The sequence below is a fragment of the Priestia flexa NBRC 15715 genome, from assembly GCF_001591565.1.
GTDB lineage: Bacteria > Bacillota > Bacilli > Bacillales > Bacillaceae_H > Priestia > Priestia flexa.
The window spans coordinates 1-23,820 of record NZ_BCVD01000011.1 but is presented as its reverse complement, the minus strand read 5'-3'; the positions used below and the strand labels follow the sequence as shown (position 1 = coordinate 23,820).

General features: G+C 39.6%; 27 protein-coding genes and 1 pseudogene. 20 read left to right on the top strand and 8 right to left on the bottom strand.

The window, feature by feature from the left end; translation table 11 throughout:
* Positions 1–23 precede the first annotated feature (23 nt).
* From BFL01S_RS03440 to BFL01S_RS03425, 4 genes and pseudogenes are all read left to right on the top strand, one after another.
* Positions 24–1,301, top strand: coding sequence for a nucleotide sugar dehydrogenase (locus BFL01S_RS03440; protein ID WP_061784882.1), 1,278 nt, complete (start codon positions 24–26; stop codon positions 1,299–1,301).
* On the top strand, positions 1,298–2,101 hold the full coding sequence (locus BFL01S_RS03435) for an ABC transporter permease (protein ID WP_061784881.1): 804 nt from the start codon (positions 1,298–1,300) through the stop codon (positions 2,099–2,101). The genes BFL01S_RS03440 and BFL01S_RS03435 overlap by 4 nt, the downstream gene beginning before the upstream one ends.
* A gap of 17 nt (positions 2,102–2,118) precedes the next feature.
* Positions 2,119–3,084: pseudogene (tagH, locus tag BFL01S_RS03430) on the top strand (teichoic acids export ABC transporter ATP-binding subunit TagH); the annotation flags it as partial.
* A 67-nt stretch (positions 3,085–3,151) separates the two neighbouring features.
* Positions 3,152–3,502 carry a triple tyrosine motif-containing protein gene (locus BFL01S_RS03425; RefSeq protein WP_169799836.1) on the top strand — a complete coding sequence of 117 codons (351 nt, stop codon included), beginning with the start codon at positions 3,152–3,154 and terminating at the stop codon, positions 3,500–3,502.
* 40 nt (positions 3,503–3,542) lie between these two features.
* Here BFL01S_RS03425 and tagU read toward each other — a convergent pair whose 3' ends face one another.
* On the bottom strand, positions 3,543–4,481 hold the full coding sequence (gene tagU, locus BFL01S_RS03420; protein ID WP_061784899.1) for a polyisoprenyl-teichoic acid--peptidoglycan teichoic acid transferase TagU: 939 nt from the start codon (positions 4,479–4,481) through the stop codon (positions 3,543–3,545).
* A gap of 174 nt (positions 4,482–4,655) precedes the next feature.
* Here tagU and BFL01S_RS03415 point away from each other — a divergent pair, with 174 nt between their 5' ends.
* From BFL01S_RS03415 to BFL01S_RS03360, 13 genes are all read left to right on the top strand, one after another.
* Positions 4,656–5,417, top strand: coding sequence for an SGNH/GDSL hydrolase family protein (locus BFL01S_RS03415; protein WP_061784878.1), 762 nt, complete (start codon positions 4,656–4,658; stop codon positions 5,415–5,417).
* A 228-nt stretch (positions 5,418–5,645) separates the two neighbouring features.
* Positions 5,646–6,410, top strand: coding sequence for a tyrosine-protein phosphatase (locus tag BFL01S_RS03410; RefSeq protein WP_061784877.1), 765 nt, complete (start codon positions 5,646–5,648; stop codon positions 6,408–6,410).
* 398 nt (positions 6,411–6,808) lie between these two features.
* Complete coding sequence (locus tag BFL01S_RS03405) at positions 6,809–8,743, top strand: asparagine synthase-related protein (protein WP_061784876.1); 1,935 nt, start codon at positions 6,809–6,811, stop codon at positions 8,741–8,743.
* 14 nt (positions 8,744–8,757) lie between these two features.
* Positions 8,758–8,883 carry a paeninodin family lasso peptide gene (locus tag BFL01S_RS20275; RefSeq protein ID WP_025909593.1) on the top strand — a complete coding sequence of 42 codons (126 nt, stop codon included), beginning with the start codon at positions 8,758–8,760 and terminating at the stop codon, positions 8,881–8,883.
* Positions 8,884–8,973: 90 nt separating this feature from the next.
* Complete coding sequence (locus BFL01S_RS03400; protein WP_061784875.1) at positions 8,974–9,927, top strand: aldolase; 954 nt, start codon at positions 8,974–8,976, stop codon at positions 9,925–9,927.
* Positions 9,899–10,198, top strand: a complete 300-nt coding sequence (locus BFL01S_RS03395; RefSeq protein WP_061784874.1) for a lasso peptide biosynthesis PqqD family chaperone — start codon at positions 9,899–9,901, stop codon at positions 10,196–10,198. Before BFL01S_RS03400 ends, BFL01S_RS03395 begins: the two co-directional genes overlap by 29 nt.
* Before the next feature lie 43 nt (positions 10,199–10,241).
* The gene (locus BFL01S_RS03390; protein WP_061784873.1) at positions 10,242–10,727 is read left to right on the top strand and encodes a lasso peptide biosynthesis B2 protein; all 486 of its coding nucleotides are present in this window, start codon (positions 10,242–10,244) and stop codon (positions 10,725–10,727) included.
* Between the two features lie 41 nt (positions 10,728–10,768).
* The gene (locus tag BFL01S_RS03385; protein ID WP_061784872.1) at positions 10,769–12,565 is read left to right on the top strand and encodes an ABC transporter ATP-binding protein; all 1,797 of its coding nucleotides are present in this window, start codon (positions 10,769–10,771) and stop codon (positions 12,563–12,565) included.
* Between the two features lie 74 nt (positions 12,566–12,639).
* Positions 12,640–12,987, top strand: coding sequence for a helix-turn-helix domain-containing protein (locus BFL01S_RS03380; RefSeq protein WP_061784871.1), 348 nt, complete (start codon positions 12,640–12,642; stop codon positions 12,985–12,987).
* A 58-nt stretch (positions 12,988–13,045) separates the two neighbouring features.
* Positions 13,046–14,182 carry a nucleotidyltransferase domain-containing protein gene (locus BFL01S_RS03375; RefSeq protein ID WP_061784898.1) on the top strand — a complete coding sequence of 379 codons (1,137 nt, stop codon included), beginning with the start codon at positions 13,046–13,048 and terminating at the stop codon, positions 14,180–14,182.
* Positions 14,183–14,410: 228 nt separating this feature from the next.
* A complete protein-coding gene (locus tag BFL01S_RS03370) occupies positions 14,411–15,466 on the top strand; it encodes a YARHG domain-containing protein (RefSeq protein WP_061784870.1) in 1,056 nt (351 codons plus the stop codon).
* Complete coding sequence (locus BFL01S_RS03365) at positions 15,466–16,275, top strand: N-acetylmuramoyl-L-alanine amidase family protein (RefSeq protein ID WP_061784869.1); 810 nt, start codon at positions 15,466–15,468, stop codon at positions 16,273–16,275. The genes BFL01S_RS03370 and BFL01S_RS03365 overlap by 1 nt, the downstream gene beginning before the upstream one ends.
* A 216-nt stretch (positions 16,276–16,491) precedes the next feature.
* Complete coding sequence (locus BFL01S_RS03360; protein ID WP_061784868.1) at positions 16,492–17,259, top strand: tyrosine-protein phosphatase; 768 nt, start codon at positions 16,492–16,494, stop codon at positions 17,257–17,259.
* A gap of 198 nt (positions 17,260–17,457) precedes the next feature.
* Here the strand turns inward: BFL01S_RS03360 and BFL01S_RS03355 are convergent, their stop codons facing one another.
* The 7 genes from BFL01S_RS03355 to BFL01S_RS03325 form a co-directional block, all read right to left on the bottom strand.
* A complete protein-coding gene (locus tag BFL01S_RS03355; protein ID WP_061784867.1) occupies positions 17,458–17,757 on the bottom strand; it encodes a spore coat protein in 300 nt (99 codons plus the stop codon).
* 18 nt (positions 17,758–17,775) lie between these two features.
* A complete protein-coding gene (locus BFL01S_RS03350; RefSeq protein ID WP_025909582.1) occupies positions 17,776–17,970 on the bottom strand; it encodes a hypothetical protein in 195 nt (64 codons plus the stop codon).
* Positions 17,971–17,986: 16 nt separating this feature from the next.
* Positions 17,987–19,123, bottom strand: a complete 1,137-nt coding sequence (locus BFL01S_RS03345) for a zinc-dependent alcohol dehydrogenase (RefSeq protein ID WP_061784866.1) — start codon at positions 19,121–19,123, stop codon at positions 17,987–17,989.
* An 18-nt stretch (positions 19,124–19,141) separates the two neighbouring features.
* Positions 19,142–19,510 (bottom strand): spore coat protein, encoded by a 369-nt coding sequence (locus tag BFL01S_RS03340; RefSeq protein WP_025909580.1) that lies wholly within the window; start codon positions 19,508–19,510, stop codon positions 19,142–19,144.
* Positions 19,511–19,526: 16 nt separating this feature from the next.
* Positions 19,527–19,772, bottom strand: a complete 246-nt coding sequence (locus tag BFL01S_RS03335) for a beta/alpha barrel domain-containing protein (RefSeq protein ID WP_061784865.1) — start codon at positions 19,770–19,772, stop codon at positions 19,527–19,529.
* 607 nt (positions 19,773–20,379) lie between these two features.
* Positions 20,380–21,234: an SDR family oxidoreductase gene (locus tag BFL01S_RS03330; RefSeq protein WP_025909578.1), complete on the bottom strand. Its 855-nt coding sequence runs from the start codon at positions 21,232–21,234 to the stop codon at positions 20,380–20,382.
* Between the two features lie 96 nt (positions 21,235–21,330).
* A complete protein-coding gene (locus tag BFL01S_RS03325; RefSeq protein WP_061784864.1) occupies positions 21,331–21,753 on the bottom strand; it encodes an Rrf2 family transcriptional regulator in 423 nt (140 codons plus the stop codon).
* A gap of 219 nt (positions 21,754–21,972) precedes the next feature.
* Here BFL01S_RS03325 and BFL01S_RS03320 point away from each other — a divergent pair, with 219 nt between their 5' ends.
* The 3 genes from BFL01S_RS03320 to BFL01S_RS03310 form a co-directional block, all read left to right on the top strand.
* Positions 21,973–22,398, top strand: a complete 426-nt coding sequence (locus BFL01S_RS03320; protein WP_061784863.1) for a hypothetical protein — start codon at positions 21,973–21,975, stop codon at positions 22,396–22,398.
* 2 nt (positions 22,399–22,400) lie between these two features.
* Positions 22,401–22,664, top strand: coding sequence for a DUF5344 family protein (locus tag BFL01S_RS03315; protein ID WP_061784862.1), 264 nt, complete (start codon positions 22,401–22,403; stop codon positions 22,662–22,664).
* Positions 22,665–22,719: 55 nt separating this feature from the next.
* A partial coding sequence (locus BFL01S_RS03310) for an LXG domain-containing protein (protein ID WP_174521175.1) occupies positions 22,720–23,820 on the top strand: 1,101 nt, incomplete at its 3' end.

Genomic DNA, 23,820 nt, shown 5'->3' with positions numbered 1-23,820 from the left:
CCTAATAGCAGGAGGAAATACTAATGAAACTTTGTACAGTAGGACTAGGATATATCGGATTACCAACATCCATTATGTTTGCAAAACATGATGTAGACGTTGTAGGAGTAGACGTGAGCTCACGCGTAATTGAATCGTTAAACAATGGGAAAATTCATTTAGAAGAGCCAGGTTTACAAGAAGCATTAAATGAAGTAATTGAAAAAGGAACGTTCCGTGCGGCGCTACAACCTGAAAAAGCAGATGCTTTTATTATTGCAGTACCAACACCAAACCATGACGATCAACATAAATCTTGTGACTTATCTTACGTGTTAAGCGCAGTAAATAATGTTATTCCATACTTAGAAAAAGGTAACGTTGTAATTGTTGAATCAACAATTGCGCCAAGAAGCATGGATGATCATGTAAAACCATTGGTTGAAGCTGCTGGGTTTACAGTAGGAGAGGATATCTTCTTAGTACACTGCCCAGAGCGCGTACTGCCAGGACAAATCCTTCATGAGTTAATTCATAATAACCGTATTGTTGGTGGAATGACGCCAAATTGTACAGAAGCTGGTGCAATGGTATACAGCACATTTGTACAGGGTGAAATTATTAAAACAGATGCGAAAACAGCAGAAATGTCTAAACTAATGGAAAATACGTTCCGTGATGTAAACATCGCACTGGCAAACGAATTAACAAAAGTTTGTAACGAACTAGAAATTAATGCTTTAGAAGTAGTAGAAATGGCGAATAAGCACCCACGTGTAAACCTTCATACACCAGGACCTGGAGTAGGTGGACACTGCTTAGCTGTAGATCCATACTTTATCGTGGCAAAAGCACCAAAGACAGCACAACTTATTAATCTAGCACGAACAATCAACACATCAATGCCACACTATGTTGTTGAAAACACAAACAAGTTAATGGAACAAGTTAATGGGAAAATCGTAACAGTATTCGGTTTAACGTATAAAGGAAACGTAGATGATATTCGCGAAAGTCCAGCAATGGAAATCTATGACCTATTAAAAGCTGAAGGCAACTATGAAGTACGTGCTTTTGATCCACACGTTGAACAGGATTGGGTAGAACAAGATATTAAAGAAGCAGTACGTAACTCTGATCTTGTACTAGTATTGACAGATCATAATGAATTTAAAGAGTTAAACTGGTCTGAACTAGAAGGTATGGCAACAAAGCGTATTTTCGATACGAAAAATGTAGTAGCTAATCGTTCTAACGACTTTGACTACATTAACTATGGAACGTTACATGCGTTTCTTAAGAAAGTAGAAGTAATGGCATGAACTTAATTGGGAGGATTTTGAAAGAACAATCCTCAAACTTTCATTTAATTATTCGCTTGGCTCTTTATGATGTCAAAGGCAAATATCAATTGCATTACCTAGGAGCTGTGTGGCAGGTTTTAAGTCCTGCTGCGCAGGTTCTTCTTTATTGGTTAGTATTTGGGCTTGGTATTCGAGGTGGACAGCCAATTAATGGTGTACCATTCTTTGTATGGCTACTTATTGGACTTATCCCTTGGTTTTTTATTAGTCCAGCCATTATCCAAGGATGTAACAGTGTCTATGCAAGAGTAAGTCTTGTATCCAAAATGAAGTTTCCAGTTAGTGTGCTTCCAACTGTTACAATCATTAGTAATAGCTTTCAATTTTTTATTATGTTACTGATTTTAGCTGGAATTTTAATGATCTATGGGGTTAACCCTGGGTGGCACTTATTGCAGCTTCCTTATTACTTAGTAGCACTTTTTGTATTCTTGTTTGCTTTTACTCTCTTGGGTTCAACAATTGCAACGATTGTAAGGGACTTTCAACAAGCGTTACAATCAATTATGCGAATGATGGTCTACTTATTACCGATTCTATGGGATCCATCACGATTACCTCATATTTTTAAAACAATATTAGAATTAAACCCAATTTATTACATCATAGAAGGTTTTAGATATTCTATCTTAGGGTCCGGATGGTTTTATGAAGATTGGATATATACACTATATTTTTGGGTTGTTACTTTATTAATATTATTAGTAGGATCAATATTACACATAAAATTTAGAAATAAATTTATTGATTACTTATAATCTAGGAGCTTAAATCGATGAAGCTAAAGATTAAATTTGAAAATATTAGCAAGAAGTATGTACTCTATGCTAAAAAATCAGATAAATTAAAGGAAATACTATTTCCTAAAAAGAAAAGTGAAGGCTTTTATGCTCTAAGGAATGTTTCATTTTCAGTGTACGAAGGTGAAACAATTGGGATTGTAGGTATTAATGGGTCAGGCAAATCTACTCTATCAAACCTACTGTCACAAGTTGTTCCGCCTACATCTGGTCAGATGACCGTTAATGGTGAGACGTCCTTAATTGCTATATCAGCAGGTTTAAATAGCAACTTGTCAGGGTTAGAAAATATTGAACTAAAGTGCTTAATGCATGGATTAACAAAAGATGAAATAAAAAGAATTACGCCAGATATTATTGAATTTGCTGACATAGGTAAATTTATGAATCAGCCTGTTAAAAATTATTCAAGTGGTATGAAATCTAGGTTAGGATTTGCAATTTCTGTTCACACAAATCCTGATATTCTAATTGTGGACGAAGCGTTATCAGTAGGAGATCAAACTTTTTATGATAAATGTGTAACCAAGATTAATGAATTTAAGGAAGAGGGGAAAACCATCTTCTTTATTAGCCACTCTCTATCTCAAATTAGAACTATTTGTGATAAGGTGATGTGGATTCATTTTGGTGAAGTTCGACAATTTGGAGAGGCTAGGAGAGTAATAGCGAGATACAAAAAATTTATCGACTGGTTCAATAAGTTAAGTGAAGAGCAAAAGAAAAAATATAAGCAAGATATGCTCCAAAAGCAGGCGAAAGTTGAAATTGAGACGGATGATAGCTATAAGGTTGCCTATAATGGGCCACTATATCCTATTGATGAACGTGTAAAGCGTTATCAAAAAAACAAGATAGATAAACGGAAAAAAGTGATGTTGAATTTACAGTTACTATTCTTATCTCTTTTTACCGTTTTACTAGGTGCATTACTTTTCTTTTAAAAGGCATAGCCAATAATCTATTATTGAGGTGAATAAAATGAAAGCAAAATTGTTAGTTCCTGTAGTGGCGGGTTTATTATTATTCAGTGGTTGTAGCAATGACTCTAATGATAAAGCTTCAGCAGATAAACAAGTGGAGCAGAATAACCAAGTTAAAATTGAAGAAGCATCTATTAATAATTTTGGGAATAAAAGATTAGAAGTAGAAGTTAAAGCAACTGGAGATAACTTAAAGTATGCATATTATGTTCATAAAGATGGTAAAGTTATCAAGAAAACTTCTTATTCAACGGATAGTTCATTTAAGTATCCATTAGAAAAGTCAGGCAAGTATGCAGTTCGTGTTTTCGTAAAATCTGGAGATAATAAGTCGACAAAAAGTACGGACGCAGTTAGCGTAACTGTAGCAGAGTAAAAAAGTAGAAGGCCCTCTATATTTAGAGAGCCTTCTTTTTTTAGTTTAGATTTAAATGTTCTCTTAAAGCAGATGATAGCTGTTGTCGATTTTCTTCTGATACGTTGTAGTAATAGACACCGTTCACTTTGCCACCGCTGCCCTCAACTTCAAGTTGATCTAACGTATGGCGTGCATCGCGATAGTTAGCCTGAATCTCTTTCATATCATCAAACGTTAAGTTTGTTTTCACGTTTTCACCAATTGCATCTAAAATTGTACCGTAATTCGTTAAAGATTTAACGCTAGCACCTTCGTTAATAACGGCTTGAATAATCTGGCGCTGGCGCTCTTGGCGACCAAAGTCACCACGTGGATCTTTCTTACGCATGCGAGAGTAAGCTAATGCCTCTTCGCCATTTAACGAAATTTGTCCTTTTGAGAAGTTATAGCCATCATAGTTAAACGCAAGGGAGTTATTCACCGTAACTCCACCAACCGCGTCTACAATGTCTTTAAAGCTTTCCATGTTGACTTGTACATAATAATCAACAGGTACGTCTAGGAAGTTTTCAACTGTTTTCACAGTCATATCTACGCCGCCAAATGCATACGCATGGTTAATTTTGTCCTGTGTGCCTTTACCGATGATTTCAGTACGGGTATCACGAGGAATACTTACCATTTTCATTGATTGATCTTTAGGGTTTACGGTCATTAAGATAAGGCTATCAGAGCGTCCACGATCATTGCCGCGCGCATCTACACCTAATAGTAAAATTGAAATGGGATCTTGATTGCCGAAGTTCACTTTGTTTGAGCGTTTTTCAGATACGTCTCGTGTTAAAGGATCATGCGTTTGGTTAAACGTACTTTGAACAGAGCTATACAGCACTCCTAAATAGGTACCGATACCAATAATTAAAACTAGTAAAATGCTTAAAACAATTTTAAATCCTGTTTTTTTCTTCTTCTTTCTTTTTCTACGCTGTTCTTCCATATCAATCTCTCTTTCTTTATAAATTTGATGATAAATACATAAGTTTACTTTAATTCTTAAGAATTGAGACAAAAAGATTAAAAAAATGACAAATTTACTCATTTTTATTCAATTACTCTCAAATTATATTATAATAACAGAAAAAAGGAAAGCCACTAGTAAAGGAGATAGAAAATGAAAATTGCAGTTAACATCATTGCGTTTCTTATTTTAGTTATTTCTCTTGTTGTAGGAAAAATGTACTGGAATGAGAAAGTTGCCGCACAGGGCGTAGCCTCTCCAACGAGAGTAGCCGTTCAAAATAGCGAAGCAAAAGAGTGGAACGTAAAAAATTTACCAGAAGCGATTGTAACAAAGATGCAAAATGCTGAAGAAACAGGAGAACCTTTGAAAATTGTTATTGCTGGTTCTCAAGATACATCAAAAGAAAGTGATGCTTGGCCTGCTATAGTAGAAGAAGAATTAACGAATACATATGGATCAGATTTAGTGACGGTAGAAGTACAGGAATATGATCAATCGACCACGTTACAGTTTGTGAAGAATCAATCATACAAAAAGATTATTGCAGCACAGCCGGATGTGCTAATCTTTGAACCTTTTCTAGCCAACGATAATGGAGTAGTTGGCATTACAAATACGCTAGATAACTTGTCTATTATTATGAAACATGTAGAAGAACAAGTAGACGGCGTAGTTACAATTATTCAACCTTCTCATCCAATCTATAATGCCATTAACTACCCGAAAGAAGCAGAGCAGCTGCAAGCTTTTGCAGATGAACATGGCTATGAGTATATCAATCATTGGGAAAAGTGGCCAAAAGCGAGTTCAGAAGAGTTATTAACGTACTTAACCGAAGACAAAAATGCTCCAAATGAAAAAGGGAACAAAGCTTGGGCGGAAGCGGTAATTGAATATTGGGCAGCAGAGTAAAAAAAGCGTTCATTGTGAACGCTTTTTTACTTTGTAATCTAATTATATCGGCAGGTATATGAAAAAAATTAAGACCTTTCAAGTCTTTTTTGATACATTTCGAGTAGTAATCCATCTTTTCCGCTACCAAAAAACCACATATGTCGATGCGTGTCGGATACTATGTGTGAAAATACCTATTAAGTAGATTATAATAATATAGATAATGCATTAGTAAGGAGTAGACATATGATAGACGTTTATACAAACATTCTACCTCAATTTGGCAGCGGGCCAAAAGATGAGCGTGAGTTTTTACAAATGGCGCAAAAATTAGTAGATCAAGGCGTAAAGACCGTCATAGCAACTCCGTACTATAACGGTAGTATGCAGGGGACGCATAAGAACCACATTCTTACATCTGTAGAAGAAGCAAATAGAAAGCTACAATCATCCTATTTATCTCTTACGATTCTTCCTGGTCAACGCATTTTAGCAGCAGCACATCTTTTACGCTCCAGTTCTCAAGAATATTTGACGCTAAGTGACAAAGGGAAATATCTCTTTGTTCATATGCCTTTTGATAAGGGTGGAGAAGACTTTGAAACCATTGCCTACGAGCTGCAGTTAAAAGAGCTTGTGCCGGTAATCAGCGAGCCCGAGTGCTCTCAGTTCATTTTAAAGTATCCACAAAAGCTTTATCAGCTGGTGAAAAATGGTGCGATTGTACAAGTGTCCGCTCAAAGCCTAACTGGAAAAAATGGACGCAAAGCGAAGAAAGCTGCACTTCAATTTTTAGAGCATGGCTGTGTTCACTTAGTGGCAACGGGAGCAGATGTTAAAAGCTACGAGAAAAGTTCACTTCAAGGTGCATACGAAGTTGTAAAAAAAGAATTTGGAAACGCAAAAGAGTTTATGCTTAGAGAGAACGCAGAAGCCATTGCAAATGGAGATGTGGTCTATCGCGAACGACCTCAGCGAATGAAAACACAGAAATTTCTAGGTGTGTTCTAAAAGAGTGAGGTATATACCCAAACTGGTTTGTTATATGGGACTACTTGGCTTCGTGTGTTCTTAATAGAGAACTGACCGTAAAAGCATTGGTCGAATTATGACCAATGCTTTTACGTTTCTTGCTATTTTTTCAGACCGTAACTTTCATCGCATCCTTTACTCTCCTGCACATCTAAATAGGTAATAAATACTTATGTTTTTTTCTTTTTTTGATTAATATTGTTTAGTATAAAAGTCTTGTTTTTTGCCATTAATTCAGAAAAACTAATTTACGACTAGTCATAATAGGAATAAATTTGCTATTATGTACTTAATTAAGAACAAAGAAGCGGTTAAATGTAAATATAAGTTCTCAATTAAGAACAAGACCTATATCTTATGTCGTGAGAGGAGAAAGAATGAGTGCCATAGCTGGAATTTATCATAGGAACGATGATCCGATATCCCAAGAGAATATGATGAGTCTCCTGGAGTGCTTATCACAATATCAGGCAGATAACACAAGATCATGGAAAAAAGACAAGGTGGCGCTCATCAGTCATACACAATGGATTACACCGGATTCCGTGGGTGAACAGCTGCCTTATTATGACTATGAAAAGCAGATCGCCATTACGGCAGATGCGATTATTGATAATCGCGAAGAGCTGTTTCGCAAGCTACATATTCATGATACAGAGAGTGCGATAACGGATAGTGAATTAATTTTACTGGCGTATGAGAAGTGGGAAGAAGAAGCGCCAAAATTTCTAGTCGGTGATTTCGCTTTTGTCATTTGGGATGAGCGAAAGCAGAAGATGTTTGCTGCCAGAGATTTTTCTGGTAACCGAACTCTTTATTTCTATAAAGATGACAGAAGATTCTCATTTTGCACAGCCATGAATCCGCTATTTTCTCTACCATATGTAAAAAAAGAGATAAATGAAGAATGGCTTGCCGAGTTTTTAGCCATCCCCATTACGTTTGAATCGACGGATGCATCGTCAACGGTTTACAAAGCCATTCAGCAAGTGCCTCCGTCTCATTCCATTACGGTGCGTGGTAATACGTTTCAGCTTAAGAGGTACTGCACGCTCAGTAGGCAAGAGCCATTGGGTTTAAAGTCGAATGAAGAGTATGAAGAAGCTTTTTACGAAGTGTTTCAACAAGCCGTGAATTCCAAACTGCGAACGCGAAAAAAAGTTGGCGCTCATTTGAGCGGAGGGTTAGATTCGGGTTCAGTAGCAAGCTTTGCTTCCCGAACTCTTTCTAAAGAAAATAAAAAATTACATACGTTTAGCTACGTGCCGATAGATGGCTTTCAGGATTGGTCACCTAAAAGCAGAGTAGCCAATGAAAAACCTCTTATTCAATCGACGGTTCAGTACGTAGGGAACATAGAAGATAACTACTTCAACTTTGAAGAAAAAAGTCCGTTTTCTGAGATTGATGAATGGCTCGATATAGTAGAGACGCCGTACAAATTCTATGAAAATAGCTTTTGGCTAAAAGGAATTTATGAGCAAGCTGCCAAGCAAGGAATGGGCGTCTTGCTAAATGGTCAAAGAGGAAATTGGACGGTATCGTGGGGGCCGGCTCTCGACTATCAAGCAAAGCTGTTAAAGCGTGCCAACCTAGGTAGCTTTCTGCGTGAAGTCCATTTGTACAGTCGACAGTTAGGCGTCAAAAAATCGCGCGTTTTCCCTGTTGTAGCAAAGAAGGCATTCCCGAAAGTGCATTCGCTGCTTTCAAAGAAGAGTCCACCACCTTTTACGCCGTTTATTAACCCAGACTTTGCGCAGAAGTTTCGCGTATACGACAAGCTGGAACAGCACGGAGTAAATACAAGCGGACTGTTGGATAAAAGCGCATATGAAATTAAAAGAATTCAATTTGCAGAGCCGTACTACTGGAGCATAAACGGAACGTATACGACTAAGCTATCTTTACATCACTCTCTGTGGGACCGTGATCCCACAAATGACTTAAGAGTTGTTCGGTTTTGCTTATCCATACCAGAAAATCAGTTTGTCCAAAATGGTCAAGACCGGTCGCTTATTAGAAGAGCAACCAAAGGCTTTCTTCCAGATGATATCAGGCTAAATCAAAGGACAAGAGGTCTACAAGGAGCAGACGGAATTCAGCGGATGACGTCGGATTGGAGTCTCTTTATGAATGAAATGGAATTAGTGACGAAAGCAGACTTCATGTCAGGATACGTAGATATGACCGTGATTAAATCCGCTATAGAAAATCTAAGAGATAACCCGCGGCCTGAACATGTATTCCATCATGATTTCAGAGTGCTCATGCGCAGTTTGATTCTCTATCGATTCATGAAAAGGCTGACTTGAAGGGAGGTGATACGATGAAAAGAGAATGGGAGAAACCGGTATTAGAAGTACTTGATGTGAACATGACAATGGCTGGACCTGGATTAAGCACACCTGACGCGGTACAGCCTGACCCTGATGAAACAATTCATTATAGTTAATCTCAAGTAGTGAGTGGAAACGACTGCCCTTATACAAGTAAAGATGTATAAGGGTTTTCAGAAAAATTGATGACATCTGGAGTGAAATGAATGGTTAGGATACAAAATGATTATGTTTATAGTGCTTTTGGGCTTACGATTTCGAGCGAGCTGCCGCTTCAAGAATTAAACTCTCTTGATCTTCCAGGTGATAATATAGATGTTTCAATTAAACTAGCAGACTTCACAGAAACTAAAGTTCTTTTAAATCAAGAAAAAGGCTTTACCGTATACCGAGACGAAGTTGCTTTTGAGGTCCCAAACACAGCGCTTTTTTCGATACGAAACGGCAGCGAAATTATCGTAGTACCTCTAAAAGAATTTGACAAAGACCGAGTAAGACTTTACATCCTAGGCACCTGCATGGGGGTACTTCTCATGCAAAAGCGCATACTCCCTCTACACGGGAGCGCGGTAGCTGTGGACGGAAAAGCGTATGCGATTGTAGGAAACTCTGGTGCCGGTAAATCTACGCTAGCTTCGGCTTTTATTCAAGAAGGCTATAAGCTCATAAGCGATGACGTCATTCCTGTCACGTTTTCACAAGACAATGTTCCAATGATCCAACCAACTTATCCCCAGCAAAAGCTGTGGGAAGAAAGCTTAGCTAGCTTTGGAATGGATACAGGAAAATACGAGCCTTTATTTGAACGAGAAACAAAATATTCGATACCGGTGAAAGACAGCTTTTACAATGATTCTCTTCCACTGGCAGGAATATTTGAACTTGTGAAAGGCACTTCAGAATCTGCGGAGGTTCGAAAAGCTGACGGGTTAGAAGGATTTCGGATTTTGCATCATCATACGTTTCGGGGCTCGCTTGTCCAAAGATTAGGGTTAAAGAAATGGCATTTCGAGTGTTCTTCAACTATTTTAAAGAGTGTTCCAGCGTTCCAGTTAATCCGGCCTGTTTCAAGATTTACACCATACGAATTGGTGGCCAAAGTAGTCGATAGCATGAGAGAGAGGGATTTAAATGGTCAAAGTAGACAAGCTTTCAATTAATCATCTTGTGACACAAAGAGAAGGAAATATAGTGAGCGATATGGGGAGTGAAAAAGTCATGCTTAATATCGAAAACGGGAAGTACTACAACTTAGGAACAACTGGAGGCGAGATGTGGGAGCTTATTGCTGCGCCAATCGCTGTGAATGAAGTAGTTACGAAGATTATGACGAAATATAATGTAAGTAAAGAACAGTGTGAACAAGAGGTTCTGTCATTTTTAGCGCATATGTATGAGGAAAAGCTAGTTCAAGTGACGACTCAAAAGTAAATGCTTCTGTTCATTTAATAGTAAAGAGAGCGGAGTAGCTGGTATGAAAATAATAAAAAAAACAAGAAATTTTTTACGCTTAGAAACAAGTGAAAAGATACTGTTGCTGGAAGCCTTCTATTACTTAGGCTATGGAAGAATATTTAAAGCGCTTCCGTTTTCAAGAGTTGCTCCTACTTTAGGTGAGCCTATGACGGAAACAAGTTTTTTCGAAAGCACATCAGATTATGTTGTGCTGAAAAATATTTCAAAGGCGATCCATCGAATGAGTCACTATACGTTTTGGGAAAGCCAATGTCTAGTAAAAGCGGTAGCCGGTATGAAGATGCTAGAAAGACGCCAGATTGAAAGCACGCTTTACCTTGGAACCGGAAAGGATAAACAAGGAAAACTCATTGCACATGCGTGGCTTAGAAGCGGATCTGTATACGTAACCGGTTCGGAAGGAAAAGAACAGTTTACCGTAGTGGGGAAATTTTCTAAGCGGATGAACAATGAAAAAACGACAATCACTCACAGCAAAACCTAAAGCATCATATACGGCTATGGGTTAGTCTAGGAGGACAGAACTTGGCACCACTACTATATTACGTAAAAAGATTACACCAATTTTCTGGGAAGATTCTTTATTTTAACCTATTTGGAATGGTGATTGTCAGCTTGCTTGAAGGGGTTGGCATTCTACTGCTTATTCCCTTGCTGAGCATCGGAGGAATTATTGACGCGAGTGTTGGTTCAGACAAGCTACTCCCATTTTTCAATCTGTTTCATAACGTTCCTCACAGTCTCTATCTACCTTTTGCGTTAGGCCTTTATCTGTTACTGATTGTTGGACAAAACGTGCTGCAAAGAAGCCTATCAATTCGAGATGTAAGAATTAGAGAAAGGTTTAGCCGGCATTTAAGGCTGGAGGTTTACAGCTCGCTCCTTGCTTCTGAATGGGGGCTCTTTCTACGAAAAAGAAAATCAGATCTTACGAATCTATTAACCGCTGAGCTAGCTCGTGTGATAGGCGGAATTAATTTTTTTCTTCAATTTATTTCAAACGTGACGTTTATGCTTATCCAAGTTGCTATCGCCTTATGGCTATCCGTAAACTTGACGGTTGTCATTTTGCTATTGGGCGTTATTTTGGGGTATTTCTCCAAAAGGTTCGTAAAGAGATCAAAATACTTAGGTCGTAGAACCTCTAAGCTTGGAGAAGAATACATGGCAGGCATAACGGATCAGCTAAATGGAATGAAAGATATAAAAAGCAACGCGTTAGAAGAGTCACATGTTAACTGGCTGCAGTCCTTAACGCTTAAAATGAGTGACGAACAGCTAGAATATATTCGACTGAAATCAAGTTCCAAGCTTGTATATAAAGTGACGTCTGCATTTTTGATTGCCGTATTTATCTTTGTTTCCTTAGAATTTCTTCAAGCTCAACAAGAGCAGCTGTTACTCATCATTCTTATCTTTTCCCGCTTGTGGCCAAGATTTACTGCTATTCAGTCAAACGTTGAGCAAATAGCCGCAACCATTCCTGCTTGCCAATCTCTTCTGGAACTAATGGAAGACTGTAAAAAAAGTCGGGAATTTACGAAAGAAACGACCGAAGCAGCCGCAAATCGTTCTAGTAATCAGCGAGAGATAGAATGCAAAGATGTATATTTCCGTTACAAACAAGACAGTGAAAGCTATGTGCTAAAAGGAATTAACCTTACCATTCCTGCTAGGCAAATGACGGCTATTGTAGGTCCATCGGGAGCTGGAAAAAGTACGCTTATCGACGTGTTAATGGGGTTGAATTCACCTAAAAGAGGAAGCGTCTTAGTAGATGACAATGAACTAAAAGGAAACGTCGTTTTGTCGCTAAGGCAGTCCATTAGCTACGTGCCTCAAGATCCCTTTTTGTTTCATGCAAGCGTAAGGGAGAACTTACTGATGGTGAGGCCTGAAGCAAGCGAAAATGAATTATGGAAAGCGCTTAAATTTGCTGAGGCAGAACAGTTTGTGAAGGAATTGCCGCAAGGGCTCGATACGGTCATTGGAGACCGAGGAACAAAGTTATCGGGCGGAGAGCGTCAGCGCCTCGTTTTGGCAAGAGCTATTTTAAAAGAGCCATCTGTACTTATTCTAGACGAAGCGACAAGCGCATTGGATACAAGCAACGAAAACAAAATTAAAGAATCACTCGAGCGTTTAAAAGGCGAAATGACGATTATCGTTATTGCTCATCGCTTGTCAACGATACAAGCTGCTGACCAAATTGTTGTGTTAGAAAAAGGAGAGATTACGCAAAGAGGAACGTTTCAGCAGCTTGCTGCTCAGCCAGACGGTACGTTTAGGGAGCTGTTAAAAGGTCAGCTAGAACTGGTGTAAGTGAGAGCGGTTTTAGAATGCTAGTTTGATATCGTAAATTACCATAAATTTTGTAAGGAGAGTGCAAAAATGTCATGATTGGTGCCCGTGTAAAAGAAATAAGAACGCAAAAGCACATATCGCTTACACAGCTTGCAGAACGATCTAAGATCACGAAATCGTATTTAAGTAATTTAGAACGTAATATTTGTGATAATCCAACAATCGATATCGTGCAAAAGCTAGCTGCTGGTCTTGGGGTTTCTCCTGTATCTCTTATTGGGTGGAGAGATACGTATAAAGAAAGAGAAAGCATTAGTAGCGTAAAAAATGAAATCATTCACATGGAGCTTACGCAGCTGGAGGAATTAAAAAGACATGTGGATTTAGTTATTTTCAAAAAAAAGAAGCTTCCTTTAGGTGATTTTCATGAATTTCTTTAACTTATTACAAGTTTGAGAGGAAGTTTCCTAAAAAATAAAGGCAGGTATAAAAGAAATGATGAGTAATCATTCTAAATTAGATTTAACCGTTTTATCTAAGGAGCTAAAGCTTTTAATCCAGCTAGTAAAATCAAAGAATGAATTGAAAGACATAGACCAGCTTCAGAATATTGACTGGCGCTTATTTTTAGATTTGGTTCATCACCATAGATGCCAGCCCATCATTTATTTGAAACTAAAGGACATGCCACAAACAATCGTTCCGTTAGAAGTTATCCAAGCCTTACAGCAGACGTACACAAAAAATACATTTAAGATGCTTCAGCTCAGCGGAGAAATGGAGCAGATAAGCAAGCTATTTGCTGAAAATGAAGTCAAAACGTTGTTTTTAAAAGGTCCAGCTCTTGCTCATCACTTGTACGGGGATATTTCGCTTCGAACGTCAAAAGACTTAGATGTTTTAGTTCGGGAAACAGACTTAGACAAAGTAGATGCGCTGCTTTTAGCTTCTGGCTACGTAAAGGATGGAGCGGCCCCTATCTTAAATGAAAGGAAATGGAGAAGCCATCACGTTGAGTACGTCCACCCGCAAAAGAAAATTCAAATTGAAATTCACTGGCGATTACATAATCCTCCGGTGAAAGAGCCGTCTTTTGACGAGCTTTGGCAGCGAAAAAGCCGCAGCGCTCTGACAAGCTCTCCTGTCTTTTTTTTAGGTGAAGAAGATTTGTTTTTGCACCTTGTGGTTCATGGGGCACGTCACGGCTGGTTCCGCCTGCGCTGGCTAGTAGATATGGATAAAGTGTTTCAAAAAAAGCTAGATTATCAACAAGTAAAGGTATTAATGAAGAAATTAGGTTATGCTCACCTAGTCGGGCAAGCAATGATTTTAAGTTCTCAGCTGCTGAATACATCAGTTAACAAGGAGCTAAAAGCAACAACAGAAGGTTCGCGACAAAGGAAGCTAGCGGAAAAAGCATATTTCTATATTCATATCTCAAAAGAATTTACGTATGACCCTAGCTATTTAATCTCATTAAAATCTAATATGCAAAAGGTTTTTTATGCAATGATGTTATTTTATCCACGAAGCTGGGATGCAAGAACATTACCATTACCAAAACCTCTTCATTTTCTCTATTTCCCGCTAAGGCCATTTTTATGGATGGGAAGGAAAGTAAAGAAGCTCTCATAGTAAGCAAACAAGAAGAAAGGTTTAGTACTGCTATTCAATCTAAAGGTGGAAGAGCAGCGAATATCAGCATTCGCTGCTCTTTTTGTTTTTATAAAAATGGCTACTTAATGATGTTAGTGAAATGCATTTCAACTCTTCTGCATACATATAAACGGTGACAATATACCCGTTGTGCAGTGAGTGGGAGACACACCTTGAAAATTATGTATGAGTAAAGGGGAATGAGGCATGGGATCATTTTGTAGAGAATGTGGGAAGCAGCTGCCGGAAAATGCGGTCGCTTGTCCAAGTTGTGGAACGATGGTAGATGGAACTCGTCAAAGAAATCAAGAAGGAACTCGAGAGTCAAAATCAACGAACTCTTGGCTAAAGATATGGGTTGTAGTGGCAACTCTACTTGTGCTTGGAGGAGCTGGTTACTTTGTCTATGATTACGTAACGAGCCAACAGAATTCCAATGAAACTACGCCCGTAACTAAACCGGAAGCTGAAACGCCGGAAGTAAAAGAAGTAGCTGAAGATGAAGAAGAACCTAAAGAAGAACCTAAAGCACCCACTGCTCCGAAGCCGACGAATATTGTAAATGACTACAAAAAGAAGCTTGCGAACGTTTCCGTAAAGGGGAGCAGCGGAGCGTTTTCCGTTGATAGCTGGGAGATTGAACATGATAAAGTGAACGGCACGCTTTATATAAGCGCAGATCGTCTTGGAACGCCCGTAGCAAACCGCTTCTTTACCCTTTACGATAAAGGAGAGATGAGTGCACTAAAGGCGTGGGGAAAAGACGTATATCGCGTGAGCAACGAGCTGGCAACGCGTGTGAATGCGTCTCTGTACATTAGCGTAGGCACGGAGTGTTTAGGCGTATATCCGTACTCGATGAATTCTTCGGTGCTTGTCGATTATTCGGGTTCGTGTGGGTATTCGATTCCTATTTTAATAGGCGAGTCAAAGGATAACTTAGTTTTGTTTGATGAAGAGTATGTGTACTATGATGATTCTAGTTCGTCGGCACCTCCTGTGAGCTATTCGGAATATGTTATTACCGATAGTGACCGTCGCGAGCTGTCGGTGTCTGAGGTAGCTGGTCTTAGTAAGCATGAGTTATATATTGCGCGAAACGAAATCTATGCGCGTTACGGATACGTGTTTGAAACGGACTACTTGCAAAACTACTTTAATGCGAAGTCCTGGTACTATCCCGCTTCCTCAAACAATATTAAGCTCAGTAAAACCGAAGAGTATAACGTTGCTCTTTTAAAGAAAGAAGAGGGACGGAGGTAATGAAAGGTTGGTATTCACTACTGCTTGTTGTGCTTGTCTGTCTGGCCTGGGCGTTCATGCTTGGAGTGGATAGAGAAAGCAATAATGAGCTTGTTGAAGAAAGCCATGAAGGAATTCCAGTCAAGGAGTTAAAAACTAAAGAACTGCCTGTCGTAGATAAAAAAGAAGAAGCGCAGCAGCCAACCAAAAAGTCGTTTATTGTTTATTTAGACCCCGGTCATCAAGCGCGAGCGAATACAATACATGAGCGCGTGTCACCCTATTCAAACGAAACGAAAATGAAGGTAACGGGCGGGACAACAGGGGTCGTGACAAGAAAACCTGAATATGTGCTCAATTTAGAAGCGGCTTTTTTGCTTGAAGAGCTTCTAACAGAAAAAGGGTTTGAAGTGTATTTGACGCGCTCAGCTCATGATGTAGACATCAGCAACAAAGAGCGAGCGGAGATGGCAAATGAAAAGAAAGCAGACCTTGTCATTCGGCTTCACGCAGACGGAGCCGAGAATCCAAACATCAGCGGCTTTGGGATTCTCGTTCCAAGCAAGAAGCAAGCAATCTCCAAACAAAGTGAAAGCGCAGCAACTCTCATTGTAAGTGAAGTAAAAAAGCAAAGTGGTATGAAAGTAAACGGCATTCGCTACCGCAGTGACTTAACGGGCTTTAACTGGTCTACGGTGCCGGTTGTACTTCTTGAAATGGGGTATATGACAAACCCAACTGAAGATCAAAAGCTGTCTAATCCGGCTTACTTAGAAGGGATGCTTCAAGCCGTCACAACCGGAGTGGAAAAATACGCAGCGTTACAATAGGAATAAAAAGAATGGCTCCTCGCCATTCTTTTTATTTAGGTCCATTTTCTTAAGTATCAATTCATAAGCGAATTTGGTGGATTTTGTTAGGACTTTTCGTATTTCTTGTAATTGTACGAATGATTGTTGGATAAGTTGTCGAGCGAATTCCATAGAGAATCTCCGTGAAACATCGTATGATAAAGATAGACAATTTGTGGAGGAGGGCATCGTTCAATGATTGATCTTCAAACCTTTATTTTGCCGAACATTGATAATGGACCAAGAGATGTGCAGACGTTTACGAATATGGCGCGTTCGCTTGTGAAAAAAGGCGTTCATTCCGTCGTCGCCACTCCGCTGTTTTGGGAAGAGTCCGACGTGACGCGCCATGAACTTATTTTGTATGCGAGCGCCGCCAACGATTGGCTAGAAGAAGCCCTTATTCCGCTTCGCGTTTTGCCGGGGCAGCTCGTACCCGCCTCGCCTCAGCTACTTAAAAACTATGAAAAACAAAAGCTTCTTACACTGAACCATACGGACAAATATCTATTAATGTCTCTACCTTATCATACGTTACCAACGAATCTCGATAGCGTACTCTACGACCTGCAGCTTCAAGGAATCGTACCAATCTTACAAGCACCTGAACGTCACCCAGTCTTTCAACAGCACCCAGATAAACTATACAATCTTGTAAAAAAAGGATTTGTAACTCAGCTTAGCGCTGGAAGTATCCTAGGGCTCAACGGAAAGCAAGCGCGCAAATCTGCTTCAACTTTTATCAAGCACCGACTCGCTCACGTTATCGCATCAGGCGTAGACGAGCGCACGTATTGGGACTATTCTCTTTCAAAAGCTTATGACGTCATTTCCGACCAGTACGGAACGGGCCAGCTCTATACGTTTATGGAAAATGCAGAAGCAGTCATTGAAGGAATGGCTCTTGAGATGGAAGAGCCGGAAGCGGTGAAGAGAGGGAAGATTTTTAAGCTTTGGGCATAGAAAAAAAGAGAGTGACGTTTGAAAATGGAAAGTAAGTGATTATATGTTTTTAGTAAAAGAACAGCATCTTATCTTTAAGGTTCCAAATTACATCGTGTAAAACAAACAGAAGTCAGCAGGAGGTATTAATTGTATTTCCTTTCAGAAAATACTGAGGAACAGTTTAGTGGAGAGTGCTAAACTGTTCCTCGGTATTTTTTATAATGTAGGTAATTTTAATACTGTATTAATGTTGTTTAAATTCAAACTTACCTGCTCGTTCATATCCCAAGCGTGGTACCATCCTTTTTCCATCATATATGTGGAAATTCGTTCATGCATATCAAGAGCTTCCACTAAATGGAGAGTGAGCATTTCTTTAATTTCTGGCGTTCCTGCGTCCGTAACGGCCATGGCATAATTTCTAACGCCGCTTTTAGCTGAAATGAGCAAATCCATTGCAACGACTTGATCAGACAGTGCGTCCATGCCAGTTAAAGATTCAATGATTCCATTCATAGTCATTCACCTCCTAATTCACTGCTTAACGTTGGAAAGAATCGAAGCGTATTCTTGTAATTGTCTTGTAGATACATCAATGTCTTGCTGCATAATATCTTTTAATAAAGGATCATTAACCAATGCTTTCATTGTTTTAGATTTCGTTAAACAAGTGGTCTTAAATGCCGCCATTTCTTGGAGCTCAAGAACTTCATGTAAGCCATAGTTCATTTTTTTATCTCCTTTCTCAAGGTTTCAACACGACTTTTATACAATCATCTGTTTTCGTATCGAAAATCTCATAGCCGCGTTTTGCTTCACTAAGTGGAAGGACATGACTTACGACATCGCCTGGATCAATTTTTCCAGTCGAAACTAATTCAAACATATAGGGCATATAGTGAATCACAGGTGCTTGTCCAGTTCGAATATTAATGTTTCGGTTCATAATATCTCCCATTGGGAATCCATTATATTTGCCACCGTAAACGCCTGTCACTTGAATTGTGCCGCCTTTACGTACTGCTTGTGAAGCGGTAATAAACGCACCGAATGCTCCGCCTTGAAGTTTCATTCCGCTCGCTAAGAATTCTAAGTCAGTCATTTTAGCGTCCATACCAACTGCGTCAATAACAACATCAGCGCCGCCTTTTGTTATTTCTTTCAAATGCATTCCTGGATTTTCAAAGTGTTCAAAATTAACAATTTCAACTTTGTTAGTACGTTTGGCATGTTGCAAGCGATAGTCTACATAATCTACGGCAATGACACGCTTTGCACCTTTTAGCCAACAGAATTTTTGAGCGAAAAGACCAACGGGACCACAGCCAAGAACAATAACTGTATCACCATTCTTTACGCCTGCATTGTCAACGCTCCAATAACCAGTAGTCATCGCATCGGCAATCACCGTTAACTTTTCATCAGGTTCTTCACAGGTTTCTGGGATTTTGAAGTGAGTAAAATTAGCAAATGGCACCCTTAAATATTCAGCTTGCCCACCTGGGTAGCCACCCGTGTTACCAGAATATCCGAAATAGGCACCCATATCACCATTATCATTCGAGTTATCACATTGGCTTTCCAAATGGTTTTTACAGTAAAGACATTCACCGCATGCGATATTAAAAGGAATAATGACTCGGTCTCCTTTTTTTACCTTAGTCACATCGGGTCCAACTTCTTCAACGATTCCCATTGGCTCATGGCCAATAACATAGTTTTCTTGCAGGTTAGGAATCATGCCGTGAATTAAATGTAAATCAGACCCACATATAGCTGTACTCGTTACTTTAATGATCATGTCATCTCGTTTTTCAATCTTTGGGTCTGGCACTTCTTTAACTACAATATTTTTAATACCTTGATACGTTACTGCCTTCATGCTATACAGCCTCCAGTGTTAGTGATCATCAGGTGTTCGGTCAAACAGCCCTTTTCTATTGCTTTCAAGCGGGAATAAATTCATTTTTCCAATCATCAATGTATTGTTGGCAGAGAGTTGATCTAATTTATACTGTTCACTTAGTTCGTATGGATGGAACCATTTTTTATTGATCATTAATTCCGTAATTTCTTGGTGCATGGCAATACCTTGCATTAATTGATTTCGTAAGAGGGTTCTAACATCAGGCGATGCAGTCTCCGTTAATGCCGTGGCAATATTGCGTACACCTTCTTTGGAGCGAAGAAGTAAATCCATTGCAAATGTAGTATCCGCTAGCTCTGGCATGTGCAACGCGTTTATAGGGTCTAGATAGTCCTGATTCAATGAAAGTGCCTCCTTGTTAATTTATTATTGGTGTTGGTCGGTTTTGAGGAACTGGTGCTTCAAACGGTACGCGTTGATAAACTACCTGTAATTCTTCAAGCGCTTTGATAGATTGTTCCACATCTTTTTTCATTAAGGCTCTTAAATCATCATCAAATACGAGTCCTTGCATTAGCTTAGATTTCGCTATGCAAAGCGTTTTAAAATTTATAACTTCATGTAAATCCAGTGATTCATGATTGGCTAATCGTTGATGATCCATTTCTAACTAACCTCCTTATTTGTTAGTACAGTCAATTGTATTGTTCCAAAAATAAGAGTGGATATTCTTGAATGGTTTTTTTGAAAAATTGGTAAATTATTTGATATGGTTAAATGGTTCATAGAGTAGGGGGGTATTGTCGTGGTTCAGAATAATTGCTTCAGTAGTCTTTTCTGCTTATAGTTCGGTAAGAGTCATAAGGAAAGTTTATAACATTGACTTACATAGTAGATAGGTAAGTAAGGAAGAATGATTAATCAATAAAAAGTGATGAAATCATTTCTATATTGAAATATGTTTAGCGGAGTGTTTCTTATAATAAATATACTTGTTCTCTAGTTTTTAAAGGGGCGGTAATGATTCCTACACTAAAAAGATTGATAGTATTATACACTAGTGTTACCGCTTCTTTTCTTTATAATGCTACGACAATCATCATTGTGTTGTGGTCAATAAAATCCTTTGTTGTACAAAAAAGAATAGATGAATACAGACACTTTAATCCTGTTCATCTATCCTTTTTTTGGTTTATCAATTGTATATCATTTTATTTTAATGATAAATACGTTTGTAATAAAAGGTATGTGTTCTCTTTTTGTTGTGCCTATTAATTCATCAATGCCTGAACAAACACATCAAGCGGCTGTGCTTTGCGACCGAGCAGTTTTTCTAAGTCAGTGCTTTCTACATCGAGAGAGCCTTGACGAATTGGTTCTTGCATCTCAACAAGCATGTCAACGACAAAGCCTGGTAACCCAGCTCCGCTTAGCGCTTCCTTAAACCCAGCATCGTCTACGTTTACGACTTCCACGTCTTTTTGAAGCACGTTGCTTGCGATAGCGGCAAGTTCTTTTTGAGTGCGCGGCGTGCCTGCTAGTTCATATACGGTGTTTTCGTGACCCTCTCCAGCTAAAACAGCAGCTGCTGCCTGAGCATAGTCGCTTCGTAACGCCCAGCTGATTTTTGCATCACCTGTTGGATTTAGCCAAGGTGCTCCGTGAAGTACGCCTTGAACCGTACCCGCTTCATTTTCCACGTACCAGTTGTTGCGAAGAAGAGAATAGGCAATGCCTGATTCCTTAATGGCTTTTTCCGTTGCGCGATGCACTTCTGCAAGAGAAAGAGTGCTTTCGTCTGCTTTTGCCAGGCTTGTGTAAGCGATGAACGAAACGCCCGCTTGCTTTGCAGCTTCAACGGCAGCTTGATGTTGACGAATGCGCGTTTTATTATCTCCGTCTGTTGATACAAGCAGTAAACGATCAATGCCAGCGAACGCTTCAGCAAGCGTTTCGGGTTGATCAAAATCACCGTGACGCACGTCAACTCCTTGTGCTTTTAGGTGCGCTGCCTTTTCAGGGTTTCGCACGCTCACCGCTAGGTTTTCTGCGGGTACCGTTTGTAAAAGAGTTTCAACTACAATTGAACCGAATTGTCCTGTTGCTCCTGTAACTAACATTTTCATCTGTTCATTCCTCCACTTTATTTAGTATATATAACCATACTGGTTATAACTCGAATGGTTACAACTAGTGTTTTAAAAAAAGCTCATAAAAGAGCTTTAGTTACCATGTGCTTTTTCAATCATCATTCCAATGGTCGTTTCATTCAATCGTTTTTCCATGGCAGCCTGAGCTTCTTTTAGCTCCGCAGAAAGAGAGTCTTCAATCGTTCTTCCCACTGGGCATAAGATGTTTGGCTTTTCATGAATATTAAACAACTGTCCATCTTCAACCACATCAACTGCTTTGTAAACATCGAGTAGGGTAATTTCTGACGGTTCTTTCAAAAGCGACGCTCCGCCAACACCTGCCCGTACGTCAATTAAGCCAGCTTTTTTCAACATGCTCATAATTCTTCGAACGACGACAGGGTTTGTATTTACGCTTCCTGCAATAAAGTCGCCCGTGCATTCACTGGGTGCGACCGCAATTAGAGTTAACGTATGAACGGCCATGGAGAATCGGCTGCTAATTTGTTTCATTGCTTATCACCACCGTTGTAACCATTATAGTTACAATGTATTTTATTTGTCAATAAAAAAGATCAAAGAAAAAAATGGAATATGTATAGGTCTTTTATCTAAAAATTTCCATTGAACTCACAGATATTAGTAGAAAAAGAGAAGTTCTTCCTATTTAGAACCAATATTCATTATTTTATACTATAAAATATGGAAAAATACTGTGCGGAGGTGCGATCAGTGGATTACGCAAAGATTATTGCTGGGCTATCAAGTACGATTTCTCATCAAGCAGCGGAAGTAAATGAAAAAATTCGGTTGTTGGAGTCCGCCAAGCAGCAAGTGACGTCAGAGAGAACGCTCTCCATGAACGATATGAGCTTAGTAACCAATCCAGAGCTTGGAGAAGGATGGAAAGGAAAGCGGTCGACTTCATTTGATGAACAGCGTGAAAGTGCGAAAGAAGAGCTGAAGCGAATCTTACAAGATGAATATGAAGACTACTTATCGGATATTGATTCGGCAATTCTGAAGCTTGAACGTCAACAGCTTCTATTAAACGGACTGAGCTTCGTGGCAACAGAAGCGAGTTCGCTTGTACATAAAGGAGAAGAAGCAGCGGAGGATCTGCACCGAAAGATTAGTCATATCAGAGGGAGGCTGTAAGCATGGGAAAAACGATTAAATTAAACTATGAATCGGTCATGAATGAGCTAAACGCGTTAAAGGCAGCGAAAGATAACATCGTCGTAAAGGAAATGAAAAGCGTCGGAGACAATCGTTTAGAAATCACGGAGATGATGAAGAATCAAGAGATGGAAATCCAGCAGCTCATGACGAACTATGTTCAGCTTCTGACTAAGCAAATAGCGGATACGGAAAGCAACCTCAAACAGCTGAAAGCGCAGGATGAGATGATGGCGCGCAGATAAGGCGTAGGATGAAAGATAGGTAGAAAACGTATATAATAGAGAGGAGCTTTTTGGAGTGCAAAACGCTGTATATGATGCGAGCGCGCTGCTAGAGACAGCAAAAGAGCGCATCAGTTCATATAACGAAATGGAAAAGCAACTACTAGTATTACAAAAAGCGTTTAAGCGAATCGCCGCTTTAGATGAGGATCTTCAAGGAAAAGGCGCAGACAATATTAAAGCTTTTTATCAAAGCCACGCAGACATTGCTAATCAGTGGCTGAACTTAATTGAAACAAACCGAGCTTTTTTTGAAACCATTGAAGCAAAAATGGGAACTTCAGAGCTTGAAGGAAGTACGTTTGTAGCGGAAGCGTTTCTAGACCAAAATGTTCATCAAGGAAACACGCAAGCTAAAGAAATGATTATCCAGCAGCAAAACGCTCTGCAGAATATTTTTAATACAATCGACCATATCTTACCGCTCAACGTCTTTTCAAGTGCTAAGTACAATCAGTACCTAGAAGAAGCAGAACAAGAGCGAAAGGATACGCTCCAAGCCGTGAATCAGCTAGACGCGGATCTCGTTCAAGAATACAAAGGGCTGTCATTCTTCTATAATATGGTCACCCAAAACATTCAAGCCGTCACAAGTTCCACAAGTCAAGCAGGTAACGCGACGCCTCTTTACTTTGACCTTGATGCCTATAAAGCAAGCCCAGTGTATGGCATGCAGGGGGAAGCCAACAGCCGCGCCGTTTCGTATGTGGAAGCCAAAGAAGCCGAGCGAAAAGCCTACGAAAATCAAAAGAACATTCAAGCGCAAGAAAGCTTCACGCTTGAAGTATGCGAAAACCCACATGCCAAGAAGAAAGAAGAAAAAGGATTTTGGGGTGCGGCTTGGAGAAGCGTCACAAGTGGGGTCGAACATGCATGGGATAAGACAATGGATGGCTTTCACGCAGGCGTTGACAAAGTCACCCACGGAACAGAAGCTGCTTGGACCGCGACAAAAACGGGCTGGAACACCGGCGTACAAGCTGTTTCAGACGGCGTAAAGGATATGAAGCACACAGCTCACGAAACGTGGGCAGATGTCCAATCCCAAGCAGCAGCCGGTCTCGCAAAAGCGAAAGTGAGCACAAAGCTTGCCATCGAAGTGTCCAAAGAAAGCTGG